This window comes from Psychrobacter maritimus (assembly GCF_029953575.1).
Lineage (GTDB): Bacteria > Pseudomonadota > Gammaproteobacteria > Pseudomonadales > Moraxellaceae > Psychrobacter > Psychrobacter maritimus.
The window spans coordinates 1275549-1293653 of the sequence record NZ_CP124526.1; the positions used below are offsets into that span (position 1 = coordinate 1275549).

An 18105-nucleotide genomic window follows, 5' to 3' on the forward strand; every position below is an offset into this window, starting at 1 on the left:
GAATGCAGGTTAGCAACAGCTAATAATACAGAGAGCAATAAGGAAGACCTTGTGAACCAGAAAAACTATTTAGTTATTGGCGGCACCGGTGGTATTGGTCAAGCGATTGTGAAAGAGCTATTACAACGGATTGCTAATGAACAAAATGAACAAAGTGATGGAAATATAAGGGTATACGCCACTTATCACAAAAGTCAGCCTGACTTTGCGGCAGATAATTTATATTGGTTACCGATGGATGTGAGCGATGAGCATAGTATCGAACATGCCATTGCTGATATTAAGCAACAAACCACTCATATCGACTGGGTGATTAACTGTGTCGGCTTATTACATACAGCACACAATCAGCCAGAAAAAGCATTACGACAACTGGAGACGGGCTTTTTTTTGCAGAGTATGCAGATTAACGCTTTAGCAAGTTTGCTGATTGCCAAGCATATTAAGCCACTACTGGCAAAATCTGAACGTGACGCTGACGCTGACCAGCCTGCCATTTTTGCGACCATATCGGCCCGTGTTGGCAGTATTAGTGATAATCATCTGGGTGGTTGGTATAGCTACCGTATGAGTAAAGCGGCACTAAATATGGGTATGAAAAATTTGAGCATTGAATGGAGTCGGTCGCTAAAGGATGTCTGCGTGGTCGTCATGCAGCCAGGTACCGTCGATACTCATTTATCTTCACCTTTTCAGGGCAATGTGGCTGACGAAAAGCTGTTCTCGCCAGCCTATAGCGCCGAGCGTTTATTGGAAGTGCTTGATAGGATGAGCGCTGCCCAATCTGGCAGTTTTGTCGATTGGGCAGGTGAGTCCATAGCTTGGTAAAGAATTGGTAAAAACACGATTCATCAAAACAAAAAGGCGCTGAATTATTTATGCGCTTTAAAATTAATTAGCGACAAATAAATCCATAAACTCATTGACCGGTGTTTGCTCTAAGCGTTGTTGGTCATCACATAGCGCAAAAATATCCGCACAGCGACTGTCAATAAAACGCGTTGCCAAACTGGCTCGGAACTTTGCCTCTAATACAGGGATGCCTTCTGCGCGGCGGCGTTTATGGCCAATCGGGTATTCGACAGCGACTTTATCAGTACTACTGCCATCTTTAAAGAATATTTGAATGGCATTGGCAATCGAGCGTTTGCTTGGGTCATGATAATCTTTTGAATAATCGGTATCCTCTACGACAACCATCTTACGACGCAACTCATCAATTAAGATATGATGCTGTTCATGATAGTCGTCTTCGTAATTTTCTGCCATTAAGTCGCCCGTTAATAAAGGTACGGCGACCATATATTGCAGACAATGATCACGATCGGCAGGATTATCAAGCGTTCCTTCTTTAGAAATGATTCGAATGGCTGAATCATGGGTAGTTAGGACGATTTTTTCGATCTCATCAATCCTATCGTCGATACGCGGATGCAGAATGACTGCCGCTTCACAAGCGGTCTGGGCGTGGAACTCAGCAGGGAAGCTTATTTTAAATAAGATATTTTCCATCACATAGCTGCCAAACTCACGCTGAAAGGTAAAGCGACGTTCATTTTCAGGTTTGAGTGCCAAGTCCTTATTGGTATGGCTAAACAACACATCATAAAATCCCCATTGCGGCGCAGTAAGTGCTCCAGGGATACCCATCTCGCCGCGACGGGTGATATCGACCAAGCGTACCGCACGACTGGTCGCGTCACCTGCCGCCCAAGACTTACGACTACCAGCATTTGGCGCATGGCGATAGGTACGTAATGCTTGTCCATCGACAATCGCTTGCGAGATGGCAGCCATGATGCGCTCACGTGGTAATTTATAGAGTTTAGCAACCACTGCTGTCGAGGCGAGTTTGACTAGGAACACATGGTCAAGCCCCACACGGTTAAATGAATTGTCTAAAGCAAGCACGCCTTGAATCTCATGCGCCATAATCATCGCTTCTAATACGTCGCGCATGGTGAGTGGGTCTTTATTATGGCTGACGTGTTGCTGACTGATATAGTCCGCCACTGCCAAAATACCGCCTAAATTGTCCGAAGGATGACCCCATTCGGCAGCAAGCCACGTATCGTTATAATCAAGCCAGCGCACCATACAGCCAATATCAAAAGCGGCTTTGATAGGGTCAAGTCTATGGGAAGTGCCGGGGACCCGCGCGCCGTTAGGGGTTATTTGGTCGGCGCAATCGGGTCCTAGGTGCTTGGTACATTCAGGAAAGCGTAATGCCAGTAGTCCGCAGCCTAGCGTATCCATCAGGCAGTAGCGGGCGGTATTCCAAGCATCAGCGCTATTGGGCGAGTCGTTATCGATAGAGTAATTAAGCACGTAATCGGCAATTTTTTGAATTTCATCGTCGTACTCTGGACGAATATTGCTCTCTACCGTAGCGTTTTGAGTCGTAGACATAATCGTTACCTCTTCCTTGAGTCCAATATTTGAGCGATTGATAAGCGACATGATTTATCAATCAGTGATGCATCAAAAATAACATACTCAATATCGAACAACAGTGAAGTCATGTAAGACTGTTTTATCGTTTCATAAGTTACACCATGAGATAAACCAAACCGACAATGAATAAAAGTGCCAGTATCAAGAGTAAAAAGCTGAGGATGCTACTTACCATCCCTGAGCTTTCTTTTTTTACTTTTACTTTTTTAATGACGGGCAAAGCCATGGTGACATGCTCAAGGCCGTCTTCAAGATAGCGCTCACCTTCAGCAATAAAGCCGAGTGATTCATAGAAGTGTAGCAAGTAAGTCTGGGCGGAGATGATGATGGTTTTTTTACCATACTTTTTACGGCAGTACTTGATAGCCTCAAGCATTATTTGACGGGCAACGCCATTGCCTCGGTGCTCTGCTAGCACCAAAACTCTGCCAATCGCAGGTATGGGACCTGAAGGGTTAACCGAGGATCTTTTGTGATTAAATTGCGGCGGGATAATGCGGCAATAGCCAATCAAGGCTTCATTTTGATGGGCGACCAGATGTAAGCAATCAAAATCTACCTCGTCCATATCTTGATACGGGCAGTTTTGCTCGACCACAAATACTTGTGAGCGGGCTTTTAAAATATGGTAAAGATCAACGGTGGTCAGCTCATCAAAGGTTTTTATAGAAAATTCACAAGTCATAGTCAAATAGCTTCTAACGATTTAAAGGGCGTTCATAGGGTAACAATATAAATTCTAAACATTCTAAATATAGCAATTAAATATAGCAATAATGCATCAAAGACTGAGCATTATAACGATTTCGCCCTGCATTAACTATTTAAGGTTTGACTGATTTTATCTAAATTCAAACTATCAGACATGGCATTGAATATCTCATAGTATTTACCGTGATTGGCATAAAGCTCGTCGTGCGTGCCAGTCTCCATCACACGGCCATTTTCAATCACCACCAAATCATCGGCATCGATAATTTGCGAGATATTGTGTGAGACGATAATCACGGTACGGTCTTTTTTAATTAAATCCAAGCTGTGCTTAATCTGCTGGGTGGCGATGGCATCAAGGCTGGCGGTTGGTTCATCCAAAAATACAATCGGTGGGTCTTTTAAAAACATACGTGCCAGCGCAATACGCTGCTGCTGACCACCAGAGAGCAGTTTGGCCTCACTTTCATAACCTTCAGGCATGCCAAGGATTTGCTCATGGATAGAGGCTTGTTTGGCGGCATCGATAATCTCTTCATCGGTGGCATCCATTGCGCCATAACGAATGTTGTCAGCAATGGTCCCTGAGAAAATATGATTTTTTTGTAGTACCAAGCCGATTTGTTCACGCAAATTATGGGTGCTGTAGTCTTCTAGATTGCGACCATCAAGACAAATAGTGCCGCTACTGGGGTCATAAAACTTGACCAATAAATTAATAATGGTGCTTTTACCTGCGCCACTTAACCCAACCAAAGCGGTAATGCGATTGGGATAAATATTAAAACTCACATCATGCAGCGCCTGTTTGCCATTTGGATAGGAGAAATTGACATCTTTTAGCTCAATATGACCCTTTAAATCGGTGCATTTGACTTTGCCTTCGTTTTCAATCGCTTGGTCGTCGTCCAAGATATCAAAGAAGCCTTCCGCATAAGTGAGTGCATTATTGATTTGGTCATAGATACGGTGCAATTCGCGAATGGGGGCGGCGACGTTTTGAAACAGCAGTATATGAAACATAATCGCGCCAATGGTCATCTGCCCATTGAGCACAAAATACGAGGTCAAAACAATAATGACGACCACGCCGATTTGCTCGATAAAGGTTTTGCCTGCGTTATACATAAACGCGATACTGCGAATACGTAGCTGATTGGCGGTCATATCCTTTTGGATTTCCCAGTGCTTATCGGACTCAATCGGCTCACGAACAAACGACTTAATAACGGTGATAGAGTCAATAATCGAAATCACCAAGCCGCTTTTGGTCTCACGGTATTGGCGCATTTGTTTGCGGAATCCTTGCAAACGGTTGGCTTGGCGCTGACTGACAAAAAAGTAAATCGGCACGATAACCAAACCGACCATACCGACCCAAAAATTGGCATTAAACATAATGATTAATGACACGATGGCACTGGCAAACAGCGGCAGCATGTCAATAAAGAAGTTTTGCACCAGTTGCGTGAGGCTACTGACACCCAAATCAATACGGGTTTGCAGCTTACCACTGGCGTTCTCATCACTGGTATAAAACGCCATTTTATAAGACAAAATACGGTCGACCACTTTTTGAGACAAATCACGCGATAGGTTAATACGGATACGCTCACCAAAGTAGCGCTGACCAAAGGTGATGATGACGTTTAGTATCTCTTTCACCAATAAAATCACACTAATCAGCGTGAGTAGTCTTATGCCTTCTACCCATGGGTCGGGCAAATCGACAATATTGGTTAAGGTATCAATGGTATATTGCAAGACAAAGGCGTTAACCTGCGCGGTAAACGACCCTAATACCGTTAATATCAAGGTTAAAATGAACAGCCCTCGATAGGGCCTTGCAAACTCTCCCAGCCTTTTTAGGATAGACCACAGTAAAGCCCCCCGTTCTACTTTCTTAGTGGGAGGCTTATTATCTAAAGGAACACGGCGTGGAGAAGTACTCATAATATTAAGGCGCTATTTAATGTCGGTTAAATCATTACCATTGATTGTAGTACATTTTATAAATAGACCGCTATTATAAAGGCCTTTAATTGGTATCCTAAAATATGCTAACTAAAAACTATCATTTGGCACAAAAACTTCACCAACCATAATTCGGCGAGCAGAGCGGCTCATGGATACTTTTTTGGCTTGCCAGCGACCATCGACTTGTTCGGTTTTTCCGCCGACGAGTAGCGTTCCTGATGGATGCCCAAAGCGCACTTCACCTAATTCACTACCACCAGCTGCTTCATTGACCAATGTACCTTGCGTGGTTGCCGCTGCAGCAATCGCCACCGCTGCTGTACCCATCATCGCATGATGTAGTTGCCCCATACTCATGGCGCGTACCACTAAGTCAATGTCTGCTGCCTCAACTGCTTTGCCACTTGAGGCGCTATAGCTTTGTGCAGGAGCAACCCAAGCAATCTTTGGAATATGCTGACTGCTTTGTGCTTCACTTATGTCTTTAAATATACCCATCGCAACGCCGCCTTTGGCACGGATTGCCTCTAACTTAGCTAAGGTTTCGCTGTTACTATTGATGTCGCCTTGCAGTTCCGTACCAGTAAAACCCAAATCTTCTGCTTTCATAAAAATAGTTGGAATACCGGCACTGATAAAGGTGGCTTTGACGCTATCGGTCTTTAGACCACAGCCGGACACATCAAAATCATCGATTAGATTGTTGGTCGGGAACATATCACTAGAGGAATCAACCGGGTCGATAAATTCGATTTTGACTTCGGCAGCAGGGAAGGTCACACCATCTAATTCAAAATCGCCGGTTTCTTGCACTTGTACTTTGCCTTGCTCATCTAAGTAAACAGGCACATGAGCGATAATGGTTTTACTAATATTCTCTTGCCAAATACGTACTTCGCAAATGCCGTTGCTTGTATTATTACTGACACTAGCTTTCACTTTAGCCGCGTCAATCAAGCCCATATTAATCGCACAAGCGCCAACCGCAGCGGTTAAATTACCACAATTTCCCGCCCAATCAATCATAGGCTTGGCGATATTAACCTGTCCAAACAAGTAGTTCACATCGTGGTCTGAGCTAGAAGACTCAGATAAGATTACGGTCTTAGAAGTGCTAGAGCTACCATTGCCCAAGCCGTCGATTTGCTTACCATAAGGATCAGGGCTACCGATGACCCGCAATAGAAAATTATCGCGCGCCTTGCCAGCAACTTGGCAGCGCTCTGGTAAGTCGGATAATTTAAAAAATGTCCCTTTTGAGGTACCACCGCGCATATAGGTGGCAGGGACAGAGAATTGTGGGGCAAATTTTGGTGTGTTTTTTAAAGGTGTATGTTGTGAAGTTGATTGGGTCATTTCTTATTCCTTATATCTGTTTATGAGGATGAGAGTCGTTAATACACTATTTTTGTGGTAAAATACCACAAGGATTAATATTTTGAATATGGAGAAATTTATGTCCACTGCAAGCATACGTCTTAACAAGGCGCTGGTTGATAAAGCCTATGCGATATCTAAAGCACAACATCGTACCCCGCCAAAGCAAATAGAGCATTGGGCTACCATTGGACAAATTATGGAAGACAACCCTGATCTGTCTTACGAATTTGTTCGTCAGCTTTTGATTGCTCAAGCAGAAGTTGATGCTGGTATGGTTGAACCCTACGAATTTGGATAGTTTATTTTGGATAAATAATGACTCAGTCTTTAAGTGTTATTCAATCACATAGTTTTAAAAAAGCCGTTAAAAAATTGCACAATAATGAGAAAGCTGATTTAGATGATGCTGTACGTGCCATCATTGACAATCCTGAGCTAGGTGTGCAAAAGGTAGGTGACTTATCATCAGTACGAATTTATAAGTTTAAAATGCTAAAGCAGTTAACATTATTGGCTTATCAAATCGATGATGGTCAGCTTGTCCTTACCTTGTTAATGTTTGGCCCACATGAGAACTTTTATCGTGATGTTAAATTAATACTTTAATGCTTGTTATATGGCACTAGTCTCATTATTTTTCATATCCAAAGATTAAAAAACCGATGCCGTATAATTTATACAACATCGGCTCTTTAATTATTTAACACTCATGACACTTACACAATATCTAGCGTGCCATCGATAAATTCTTTGGCAAAGCGTTGTAGCATACCGCCTGCGTTGTACATTTTGACTTCATCAGCGGTATCTAAACGGCAGATAACAGGTGCTTTATCAACGGTGCCGTCTTTACGATGAATCACTAGCGTCATCTCGCCGCCAGCAGATACTTCGCCTTCGATATCAAATACTTCGGTGCCATCGATATTTAGAGTATTACGATTGACACCTTCTTTAAACTGCAAAGGTAGTGCACCCATACCAACCAAGTTTTGACGATGGATACGTTCAAAATCTTCTGCGACCACGACTTCAACGCCAGCCAGACGCACACCTTTGGCAGCCCAGTCACGGCTTGAGCCTTGACCATAGCCGTCACCGGCGATGATGATTAGCGGCTGCTCACGGTTCATATAGGTTTCAATCGCTTCCCACATGCGCATAACTTGACCTTCAGGCTCTACTCTAGCTAACGAGCCTTGGATAACGTCACCTTTTTCATCGCGTACCATCTCATTTAGCAATTTAGGGTTGGCAAAGGTTGCACGCTGGGCGGTTAAATGGTCGCCGCGATGGGTCGCATAAGAGTTATAGTCCTCGCTTGGCAGACCCATGGTATCAAGGTACTCGCCAGCGGCTGAGTCACCCAAAATCGCATTAGACGGTGATAAATGGTCAGTGGTGATATTGTCACCCAATACCGCCAATGGACGCATGCCTTTTAGCTTATTCATCGCCGCCATTTTGCCTTCCCAATACGGCGGACGACGGATATAAGTGGTCTGCTCGCGCCAGTCATAGAGTGGGCTTAATGCTTTGCCGGTGTCTTTTTTGGCTTCATCAAACATCGGGATATAAACGGCATTAAATTGTTCAGGCTTCACCGCTTTGGCAACGATAGCATCAACTTCGTCATCATCAAACCAGATGTCTTTTAGATAAACGTCATTGCCGTCTTGGTCTTTGCCTAACGAGTCTTTTTCGATATCAAAGCGGATATTACCGGCGATAGCATAGGCAATCACTAATGGTGGTGACGCTAAAAATGCTTGCTTAGCATACGGGTGGATACGACCATCAAAGTTACGGTTGCCAGATAGTACCGCGGTGGTAAATAGGTCACGCTCGATGATTTCTTGCTCAATCTTAGGATCAAGGGCGCCACTCATACCGTTACAAGTGGTACAAGCAAAGCCAACCACGTCAAAGCCTATTTCTTGTAGCTCTGGCATCAGACCGGCTTCTTCTAGGTACATTTTGACGGTTTTTGAGCCGGGTGCTAATGATGATTTCACCCAAGGTTTACGCAATAAGCCTTTTTTATTAGCATTACGGGCAACAAGACCAGCAGCAACCATATTGCGCGGGTTAGACGTATTGGTACAGCTGGTAATCGCGGCGATAATCACCGCACCATCTGGCATTAAGCCATCTTTTGGTTCAGGTAATTTATCACCTTCGCCGTGAGCAATCCCTTTCGCAACCAAGTCTGTGGTTGATACGCGTGCATGCGGACGTGAAGGACCTGCCATGTTACGGACAACAGCCGATAAATCAAACTCAAGCACACGGTCATAAACTGCATTTTCCATGCCGTCAGCCCATAGACCGGTTTGCTTAGCGTATTGCTCAACCAATTTTATTTGAGCCTCAGAACGACCGGTTAGGCGTAGATAATCGATGGTTTGCTCATCGATATAGAACATCGCTGCGGTGGCGCCATATTCTGGGGTCATGTTTGAGATAGATGCACGGTCACCGACGCTCAGTTGGCGTGCACCTTCACCGAAGAATTCGATATAAGTAGATACCACGCCTGCATCACGTAAGAATTCAGTCATCGCCAATACCAAATCGGTACCAGTAATGCCTTTTTGCAATTTGCCGGTTAATTTAACACCAACGTAATCTGGCAGGCGCATATACGACGGGTTGCCTAGCATGACGCTTTCCGCTTCAAGCCCGCCAACACCGATTGAGATAACGCCTAAGGCATCAACCATCGGGGTATGGCTATCAGTACCAACCAAAGTATCGGCAAACGCCACTTGTTCACCAGCTTTATTTTGTACGACTTGTACAACCGGTGACATTTTTTCTAAATTGATTTGGTGCATGATGCCGTTACCGGGCGGTACGACGTTGACGTTATCAAAGGCATACTGACACCAGTTGATAAAGTGGAAACGGTCATCGTTACGGCGCTCTTCGATAGCACGGTTTTTCTCAAAAGCGTTTTCTTCAAAGCCTGCATGCTCAACAGCCAATGAATGGTCAACAATTAATTGTGTTGGAACAATCGGATTCACTTTAGATGGGTCGCCGCCTTGCTCAGCGATGGCATCACGGAGACCTGCTAAGTCAACAAACGCGGTCTGACCTAAGATGTCATGACAAACGACGCGAGCAGGATACCACGGAAAATCCAAATCTTGCTTGCCCTCGATATGCTGCTTAAGCGCTGCGGTTAAATCTTCTGGTGGGCAGCGGCGTACCAAGTTTTCACATAATACTTTTGAGCAGAACGGCAGCTTGTCATACGCGCCAGCTTCGATGTTTTCGATGGCTTCACGGGTATCAAAGTAATATAAATCTGTGCCAGGTAATGGCTTTTTAAAGGGTTCATTCATCGGTTGTACAAGGGCGTTGTCCATAAGTCACCTTTAGCTGTTGGCTGGTTGCAATGAGGGCTACTCGTAAAAGAGTTTTTGATAATTTTGATAAAACGAGCGGTTCTTTTAGCAAAGCATTATCTAGCGTTGATGATTAAGCGCTAAAAATCAGCTTTACTAAAAAAACGGGCATTCATTAGAAAAATATGGCTAAGCGCATGAGAAGTAATTGTAGGATGCGCCTTACGCACCAATAAGACAGCACACCCTACAAGCCTTCTATATCACGAAAAATTAACGCGCACTCATCTCTGGTACTGGACGCAATTCTTCACCAGTATATTCCGCACTTGGGCGAATGATACGGTTATTCGCACGTTGCTCAAACACGTGTGCGGCCCAGCCTGTTAGACGCGAGCAAACAAAGATTGGCGTGAACAGTTTGGTTGGAATGCCCATGAAGTGATAGGCAGAGGCATGGAAAAAGTCAGCGTTACAGAAGAGTTTTTTCTCGCGCCACATGACTTCTTCACAGCGAACTGAAACAGGATAAAGCACTTCATCACCAACATCGGCGGCCAGTTTTTCAGCCCAACCTTTAATAACGACGTTACGTGGGTCTGATTCGCTATAGATAGCATGACCAAAGCCCATGATTTTGTCTTTACGCGCCAGCATTGCCATCATCTCAGACTCTGCTTGGTCAGGAGAAGTAAAGCCTTCAATCATATCCATCGCCGCTTCATTGGCGCCGCCATGCAAGTGACCGCGTAATGAGCCAATCGCGCCAGTGATACAAGAATGAATGTCAGATAGGGTAGAGGCACACACACGCGCAGTAAAGGTTGATGCGTTAAACTCATGCTCAGCATAAAGAATCAGTGATACATTCATTACCTTGGTATGCAGCTCGTTTGGTTTTTCACCTTTAAGCAGATGTAAGAAATGACCGCCAATCGTATCGTCGTCGGTTTCAGTTTCGATGCGCACATTGTCGTGGGTAAAGCGATACCAGTAATTGATGATTGATGGGAATACCGCCAGCATACGGTCGGTTTTATCGTTCTCTTGTGAGAAGTCAGTTTCCATCTCAAGGTTACCAAGCATCGAGCAACCGGTACGTAATACATCCATCGGATGGGCGTCCGCAGGAATACGCTCAAGCACATCTTTTAATGCTTGTGGTAAGCCGCGTAAACCTTTCAATTTAGTTTGATACGCATCAAGCTCGCTTTGGGTTGGCAAGTTGCCGTATAGAAGCAAGTAGGCCACTTCTTCAAAGATGCATTTGTCAGCCAGCTCTGATACATCATAACCACGATAAGTCAGACCTGAGCCTGATTTACCAACCGTTGATAATGAAGTCTTGCCAGCGACTTGACCACGTAGACCTGCGCCTGAAAGTTCTTTCTGTGCTGCCATGCTTAAATTCCTTTTATAGGTAGCTTTTTTGAGAAAGCGTTAATAAGGGTTTCGGTATTATTAAATAGCCATCAATAAAACTGAATATCAACGATATTGCTAAATTGCTAAGATGTTCACTGATGGTTTATTTGTATGTTTCTTGATTATCTTTACTTATTTACTATCGGCAAATAACTTATCGAGCGTTTGCTCAAACTCATGATAGTTTAAGAAGTCATAAAGCTCCATACGGGTTTGCATGGTATCGACGACTTTTTCTTGCGTGCCATCATCAAGCAGATGCTGATAAACGTTTAATGCCGCTTTATTCATCGCACGAAACGCTGACAATGGATAAAGTACCATATCAACCCCAACCGCATATAACTGTTCGGTAGTATAAAGGTCGGTTTGACCAAACTCAGTCATATTGGCAAGGACTGGAATATCGAGTACATCGGTAAACTTACGGTACATCTCGATATCCGTCAATGCTTCGGCAAAAATCATATCAGCACCAGCTTCTTGGAAAGCAACCGCGCGCTCAACCGCTGCATCAAGACCTTCAACAGATAGGGCGTCTGTACGAGCCATCACCACAAAGTCTTTATCCGTTTTTGCATCAAGTGCCGCTTTTAGGCGATCAACCATCTCAGAGATACTCACGATTTCTTTATTTGGGCGATGACCACAACGCTTTTGTGCGACTTGGTCTTCGATATGTACCGCTGCAACGCCTGCTTTTTCCATTTTCTTAATGGTTTGGGCGATGTTAAATGCGCCGCCAAAGCCGGTATCGATATCGACCAATAATGGTGTATCAACCGCATCGGTAATACGGCGCGCATCTTCTAAAACGTTATCAAGGCTGGTCATACCCAAGTCCGGCAGACCAAATGAGGCATTGGCCACGCCAGCACCAGAGAGGTATAACGCTTGATGACCGACTTGGGTTGCCATCATCGCCGTATAGGCGTTAATCGCGCCAGCAATCTGTAGCGGTTGGTTGTTATCGTTTTTTTGTTTCATTGCACTGCGAAAGCGAGCGCCAGCTGATAAAGTCATGTCGTAGTCCTTACGTGGAGGGATAATCTTATTAATATGAGGCAAGGTGTTATTGTTGTGCCTGATTATACCCAATTATCCATGATTACAAAGCGGTGTTTTATATCTGTTTATTAATAATATTTAACATAGTTATTAATATAGTTAAATGCATTCATATTATGAATAGCTATATCCATTTTTTAGAGGTTTACCGAGATTACTATTCATATTGCTAAAGTTAAAAAATCTTCGCCATACTATTATTTACATTTAGTTACAAATAGCTTGGTTTTTTAATCTACTTATTCTTTTGGCAATAAATAATAAATGAGAGGACTTATAAATAAAAAGCCCTGATAGCTAAGCTAAAAGGGCTTTTATGATAAAAGGCTTTCTAAGTACTTTTAATCAAAGTTAACCAAATTTAACCAAGAAATCCTGCAAGATTGGCTAGGAACAATAGCGCAAAACCTGCTAAGAATATCAGTCCTGCAATGGATAAGGCATTCATACCGGCTGATATTTTTTGATGACTGCGTACCAGTGAGTAGTTGAGCCAACCAAAGATAGGCGCAGAGACAAACGCCGATATCATGGCAAATTTCAGCATTGAGCCTAATTGTCCGGTAAAGAAGGTGATAATCACCAGTCCGCCACCAATCGCATAAGTGGTCCAAAAAGCGATTTGCTTCTTATTAATCTCGCTTTGACCTTTAATCAAACGCCAGCATTCGGCATTGGCGCGGCCATAGCCATCAGCACAAGTAATGGTAGTACCAAACATACACATAAAGGCGACGAACGCGACCAGTAGTCGTGACCATTCACCAATGGTTGCCGTATACATATTTATCAGCTGGTTGATATAAGCACCACCAACCAATTCAATCTCTTGACCTGAACCATACTGGACAAAAACCCCTAATGCTAAGAAAAACAACGCTAAAATAGCCGAAACCGCATAGCCAACGTTAAAGTCCAATAAGCCTTGGCGATGCGTGGTGTTATCAGCTTTTCTTTTTGCTGAGGTCCACATCGAGGTAATAGCAGCAAACTCAAGTGGCGCTGGCATCCAGCCCATCAGTGCCACAATGAAACCTAAAGTTGCAAGATTCCAAGGAGAGGCGGCAACAAAATCCACCGCCATAACCGTTGGCTTGCCCGCGGCAATCACGACCGCTGCTACCGTGGCTGACGTCAGGGCAATCATAATCCACTTAGTCACGCCATCGAGCAGCTTATAATGACCGGCAATCAAAAAGAACCATGAGACCGCAACAATGATTAAAGCCAAGCTCATGGTGGATAGACCAAGAGAGGCGGGTAGCATAAAGCCCAATATCACTGCCGCAATCAAGGATACCGCACCGGTACTAATCACCGCTGATAGGATAGAGAGGAGAAAGTAAATCCAAAGATAGGCTTTTGAGCGTTTGGCATAGCCTGCGATTAAGCTCTCGCCGGTGTCATAAACATAATCAGTACCGAAGCGAAAAAACGGATACTTAAACACGTTGGCTAGAATAATCATAATCGCTAGCTGCCAGCCATAAAGTGCACCAGCCTGTGTCGACGAAATCAGATGCGAGCCACCGATAGCAGCGGTCGCCATTAAGATACCGGGTCCAAAAATCCGCCAGCTAAATCCTTCTTGCTGCGCGGTCACGGTAGCGCCATCGTCCGTGGCGCTCGGGTTGTTGAGTGGTTGTGTGGTCATGAATACCTCGAAATGGTTAAAACGGCAAATTATCACTTACCTGTGTCAGCTTGCCAATGATCATGAGAGAAACGATTTATCAGATAGCTAAATATAAAACGATTCGTCTTGTCTCGACTTTAGCATAATGCTGCTAGACAGGATAATGATTATTCTAATTATTATTACTAATAGTTTGCATGCCCATTCTCGATAGTTAGCATAATAAGTTATGAATATCAAGGGTTTTGAGCAGGTATTTTTTGCCGGTTCTTTATAACACAATACGCCGCCGATATCTGCCATTTGGCGCTATTTAGAGCGGTTTAATGCGCTTTAACGCTGTAAGGTAAAGCTTTGCTTGCGATAAGTGATACCGCGGCGCTCATATACCTGATAAATCGCGCTCAGTAGGTCAGGGATTTTAGGGTGGACAAAGTCTTTGAGGGTATGCAGGTAAATAGGAGAGGTGGCGTTTTCATGCAACAGGCGTCGATAGACGATCTGCTCGGTGCGCACCGTTTTTAAGCTGGCAGGTACCAAGGTAATGCCTTCGCCCGCGGCAACCAAGCCGAGTGCTACTTGTAAATCGCTGACGGTGGTGGTCATAAATGGCGAGATGCCATATTGGGCAAACAGATGCAGCAAGGGTTCAGTCACCGGTTCAAGAGAAGGCTGCTCGTTAGATGACTGTTTATGTCGGCTGCTACTTTTATCAGTAGCAGAGATATGGTTAATAGGCGTATTAATAGGTTGGGTGGTCGTTGATATAGGCAAGTGGGTTTGATGGTATAAAATCAAAAGGTTATTTGCCAAATCAATCAGACGTTGCTCATCAATATGAGCGAGCGCATGCGCTTTAGGAAGCGCCACCATATAACGCTCATGACGCAATAATATCTGCTGAATCCATGGGTCTTGATGGGCAAAGCGTCCAAAACCTATGTCAATCTCACCGGTTTTTAAAGCTTCGATTTGCTGATAGGAGCTGATGTCCTTGAGATTGACCTCAATATCAGGATTGGACTGTTTTAGCTTAGCGATGACTTCGGGTAATAAGCCGTACAGCACCGATGGCACAAAGCCAATATTTAAAGCAGTACTTGGCGCCGATAAGCGTTGGGTCATGCTAGTAACCGTATCAATCTCTGTCAGTATCGCACTGATTTTATCGTAAAAGAAGACACCCGCTTCTGTCAGATGTAGCGGTCTATGATAACGGTCAACCAATTCTACGCCCATGTCGGTCTCAAGCTGCTTGAGCAACCGGCTGAGCGTCGGCTGTGACAACCTTGTTTTGGTGGCAGCGGCGCTAAAACTTCTTAAGTCCGCGATAGCAATAAAAGCATTGAGCTGTTTTAAATCCATATTGTGATGCCCATCTGACTATGACGCTTATTTAACCGGATATGTTGGCTATTTTATATAAATAGGAGGAACAAGCGTAAAATTATACTTGAAGGAGAGGAGGCGACCCACTATATTGTGTGGTAACGATAGTGTTACAATTTAGCAAACAATTGATGTAAATTAGCCATACCAACAAAACGTGCAAACAAGCTGTATTTACCCTCATTCTAGCAATTTTCTATTTTTCGTGGCATTAACTGTTCTGGTATCACTTCATGAGCGATAAAAAAAGCAACCAAAGTGCGGATTTAGAGGCCAATTTAGCGAAGATTGCTAATGCTAAGCCACGAAGGCGCTCTCGTAAAGACAATATTTATGAGCGCTTTATCACGCGTGTCGAAAATGTAGACAGCAGCGATAATAATACCAATCGCGAACAAGCTAATGTCAACGACGGCAGGCTTGCGCCATTAAAACCGCTAAAAAACGCCGATAAGCTGTCATCATATGAGCCTTTGAGCGCCGCAGAGCTGGAATTATTTGCTAGCCAGCAAGATGAGTTGCGACAACAGAGCAGTCTACAGGGAACGAATGCCTCAAGCACGGGTGTTAATTTAGACTTTTCCGATGAAAATGAGAGTTTGGGTAAAAGTCGTGCAGCCATAGCTGATATAAATGACTCATCAAATACTGAAGCAGAAGATGATGCAAATCGCATTTCTGAAAGCTATGAAAGCTCTAAAATAAATGAAAGCCTTGATATCGACGATATAGCCACACAAAGCTCAACTAAATTAATCCCAGTAAAAGATAAGAAGCGGGCAAGTAGCAAAAAGCCGCTTATCATCGGGATGATAGTTGGCTCATTATTGATTGCAGCAGTCGTATTGACGCTTATCTTTACTGGTTTCCTATCAACCAACACATCGACTGAGCCGGCGCTACCTGCTAATGCTGGCACGCCTAAAAGCAATAGTGACAGCAGGGGCAATAAGGTAGCTACAGCAAGTAATACGCCTGATGCTAGCAATCAGTCGACCGTAGATGCTCAAACCAGTATACCAAGCACTGGCAATAAAGACCTTGATAATAAAAACACTGCCAAGAATACACAAGGTGTCAATGGTCAATCTACCGCCGCCACGACCAATAATTCAGAAAATGAATCGGCATCTGAGCCAGCTATTACATACGAGGATTTTAGAGAAGAGTCACAAAGTACGTTATTTCGTGAGACCAACGATTAAGATGACTTAATATGCTAAAAAGGCATTAAATCTGTGCTTTTATACCGTTTATCCGCTAATCCTAGCGCTCATACCAAAAACCGTTGCATCGTGTCATAGGTTACGTATCATCATATAAAGACGCGGATATATACCGCTCATCATATATATGGATACGGTACTGACTTATGAGCCCCTCAAGTAATGACATAAATCCTGATACCGCTACAAAGCTGCCTAGCAATAGCTTTAACAGTGATGATGTTATCTTGAATATCGAGGGTCGAAAGCGTATGCGTCGGCCCTATGAGCGCTACATGCAGCAGCAAGATAAGCAAAAAGCGTTAGAAAATTCTGCAGCGGATGCGACTATGGTACATAAGCTACATAAGCAGAGCGAGAACCATCAATCCTTAGATATCATTCATTCTAACGAAACAGTCACAGCTCACCAATCAACCTCTCCATTTTACGCTGACACGGCTAAATCTACAAAGAAACCTAAAAAGAGTAGGTCGCTTAATTATGCCAAGTTTCTCAGTGTCATGGCTATCTTTTGCGCTGTCTTCTTGCTTGCCGTATTTGCCTTCAATTACTTACTCTCAAAAAATTCTCAGGTACCATTAGGAGTTAACAGCACGTCAGTTGCTCAGAATAGGGCATCTGCCAAGCAAATGAATACAAACTTAGCAACCGACCCTAATTCTATTCCTACTTTCATTTCACCACGAGATGAGACAAAAAATGAAAGGCAAAATGGTGATGAGCAAATCAATAATATGAAGGCTATAAAAGTTAAAACAGCACTTAGTGAGCATGATTTTAGATAAGAGGCGCAGAATACCTTATTCCGTGACTCAGAGAAACAGGCCAGCCAGAAACCTGACATTACCACTCAGACAGAAATGAATCCACAGGATTTTAAAGCAGAAGCTAAGAGTATCTTGTATCGGGATGAGACTAAAGCAGGTAATAATCTGAGAAGGTTTTAATTTCAAAGCCTATCTCAGATTATTATGCAATCTTGAATATTATATCAACCACTGTCTATCAACTATTGAGTATTGACTAAAACAGATGTAAATGTAAACCAACAGCTTAGACAGCCTCTATTTCGAGTAGTGTCGTAGATGACGTTTCTAACTGCTCATATTTTATAATCACATCATTACCTTCAAAACTAATATCAAGCTCAACATTATAAGTAGCAAGCATTACACTGTTATCATCCAAGCACTGACCGGTAGCAATGTTAAAGCGCTGCTTATAAATAGGTGAAGCCACATACAACACCGCTTCATCAATGCCACCATCGTTGGTAACAGTAGTACCACCCACTAACCCTCTAGATAATACATTGGCCTGACTAAAGGGATCATAGTTATCAAGCGCGAATAGTTTATTGTCTTTAGTACGAAAAATTGCTACTTGTTTGCCCTCTATTAGTGCGCAAACACCAGTTTCAGGGAGAATGTCTTCTAATCTACAAACTACATACTGGTTCATTGGATTATCCTTATTGGTGTAT

Annotated in this window: 15 protein-coding genes; 5 read left to right on the plus strand and 10 right to left on the minus strand. The window is 43.6% G+C overall.

The genetic code is table 11. The features are described from left to right. Positions 1–51: 51 nt before the first annotated feature. Positions 52–828, plus strand: a complete 777-nt coding sequence (locus QJS82_RS05315) for an SDR family oxidoreductase (protein ID WP_281491493.1) — start codon at positions 52–54, stop codon at positions 826–828. 63 nt (positions 829–891) lie between these two features. Here QJS82_RS05315 and QJS82_RS05320 read toward each other — a convergent pair whose 3' ends face one another. The 4 genes from QJS82_RS05320 to prpF form a co-directional block, all read right to left on the minus strand. Next, a complete protein-coding gene (locus QJS82_RS05320) occupies positions 892–2409 on the minus strand; it encodes a bifunctional 2-methylcitrate dehydratase/aconitate hydratase (protein WP_281491494.1) in 1518 nt (505 codons plus the stop codon). Positions 2410–2548: 139 nt separating this feature from the next. Continuing rightward, complete coding sequence (locus QJS82_RS05325; protein WP_281491495.1) at positions 2549–3139, minus strand: GNAT family N-acetyltransferase; 591 nt, start codon at positions 3137–3139, stop codon at positions 2549–2551. Between the two features lie 131 nt (positions 3140–3270). Further along, positions 3271–5118, minus strand: coding sequence for an ABC transporter ATP-binding protein (locus QJS82_RS05330; RefSeq protein ID WP_281491496.1), 1848 nt, complete (start codon positions 5116–5118; stop codon positions 3271–3273). A gap of 111 nt (positions 5119–5229) precedes the next feature. Continuing rightward, the gene (gene prpF / locus QJS82_RS05335; protein WP_281491497.1) at positions 5230–6498 is read right to left on the minus strand and encodes a 2-methylaconitate cis-trans isomerase PrpF; all 1269 of its coding nucleotides are present in this window, start codon (positions 6496–6498) and stop codon (positions 5230–5232) included. 100 nt (positions 6499–6598) lie between these two features. Between prpF and QJS82_RS05340 the strand changes: the two genes are divergently transcribed. Continuing rightward, entirely contained in the window at positions 6599–6820 is a 222-nt protein-coding gene (locus QJS82_RS05340; protein WP_068404729.1) for a TA system antitoxin ParD family protein, read from the plus strand. Positions 6821–6837: 17 nt separating this feature from the next. Further along, positions 6838–7128: a type II toxin-antitoxin system RelE/ParE family toxin gene (locus QJS82_RS05345; protein WP_281491498.1), complete on the plus strand. Its 291-nt coding sequence runs from the start codon at positions 6838–6840 to the stop codon at positions 7126–7128. A gap of 110 nt (positions 7129–7238) precedes the next feature. Here QJS82_RS05345 and acnD read toward each other — a convergent pair whose 3' ends face one another. The 5 genes from acnD to QJS82_RS05370 form a co-directional block, all read right to left on the minus strand. Further along, positions 7239–9872 (minus strand): Fe/S-dependent 2-methylisocitrate dehydratase AcnD, encoded by a 2634-nt coding sequence (gene acnD, locus QJS82_RS05350; RefSeq protein ID WP_281491678.1) that lies wholly within the window; start codon positions 9870–9872, stop codon positions 7239–7241. Positions 9873–10148: 276 nt separating this feature from the next. Continuing rightward, positions 10149–11276 carry a bifunctional 2-methylcitrate synthase/citrate synthase gene (prpC, locus tag QJS82_RS05355; RefSeq protein WP_193031173.1) on the minus strand — a complete coding sequence of 376 codons (1128 nt, stop codon included), beginning with the start codon at positions 11274–11276 and terminating at the stop codon, positions 10149–10151. 156 nt (positions 11277–11432) lie between these two features. Beyond that, positions 11433–12323, minus strand: a complete 891-nt coding sequence (gene prpB, locus QJS82_RS05360; protein WP_201541503.1) for a methylisocitrate lyase — start codon at positions 12321–12323, stop codon at positions 11433–11435. Between the two features lie 406 nt (positions 12324–12729). After that, a complete protein-coding gene (locus tag QJS82_RS05365) occupies positions 12730–14022 on the minus strand; it encodes an NRAMP family divalent metal transporter (RefSeq protein WP_193031177.1) in 1293 nt (430 codons plus the stop codon). Positions 14023–14337: 315 nt separating this feature from the next. Then, positions 14338–15369 carry a LysR family transcriptional regulator gene (locus tag QJS82_RS05370; RefSeq protein WP_281491499.1) on the minus strand — a complete coding sequence of 344 codons (1032 nt, stop codon included), beginning with the start codon at positions 15367–15369 and terminating at the stop codon, positions 14338–14340. Between the two features lie 257 nt (positions 15370–15626). Between QJS82_RS05370 and QJS82_RS05375 the strand changes: the two genes are divergently transcribed. Further along, positions 15627–16598, plus strand: coding sequence for a hypothetical protein (locus tag QJS82_RS05375; RefSeq protein WP_281491500.1), 972 nt, complete (start codon positions 15627–15629; stop codon positions 16596–16598). Between the two features lie 167 nt (positions 16599–16765). Further along, positions 16766–17407, plus strand: coding sequence for a hypothetical protein (locus QJS82_RS05380; RefSeq protein WP_281491501.1), 642 nt, complete (start codon positions 16766–16768; stop codon positions 17405–17407). 268 nt (positions 17408–17675) lie between these two features. Here QJS82_RS05380 and nirD read toward each other — a convergent pair whose 3' ends face one another. Beyond that, positions 17676–18083, minus strand: a complete 408-nt coding sequence (gene nirD, locus QJS82_RS05385) for a nitrite reductase small subunit NirD (protein WP_281491502.1) — start codon at positions 18081–18083, stop codon at positions 17676–17678. Positions 18084–18105 lie beyond the last annotated feature (22 nt).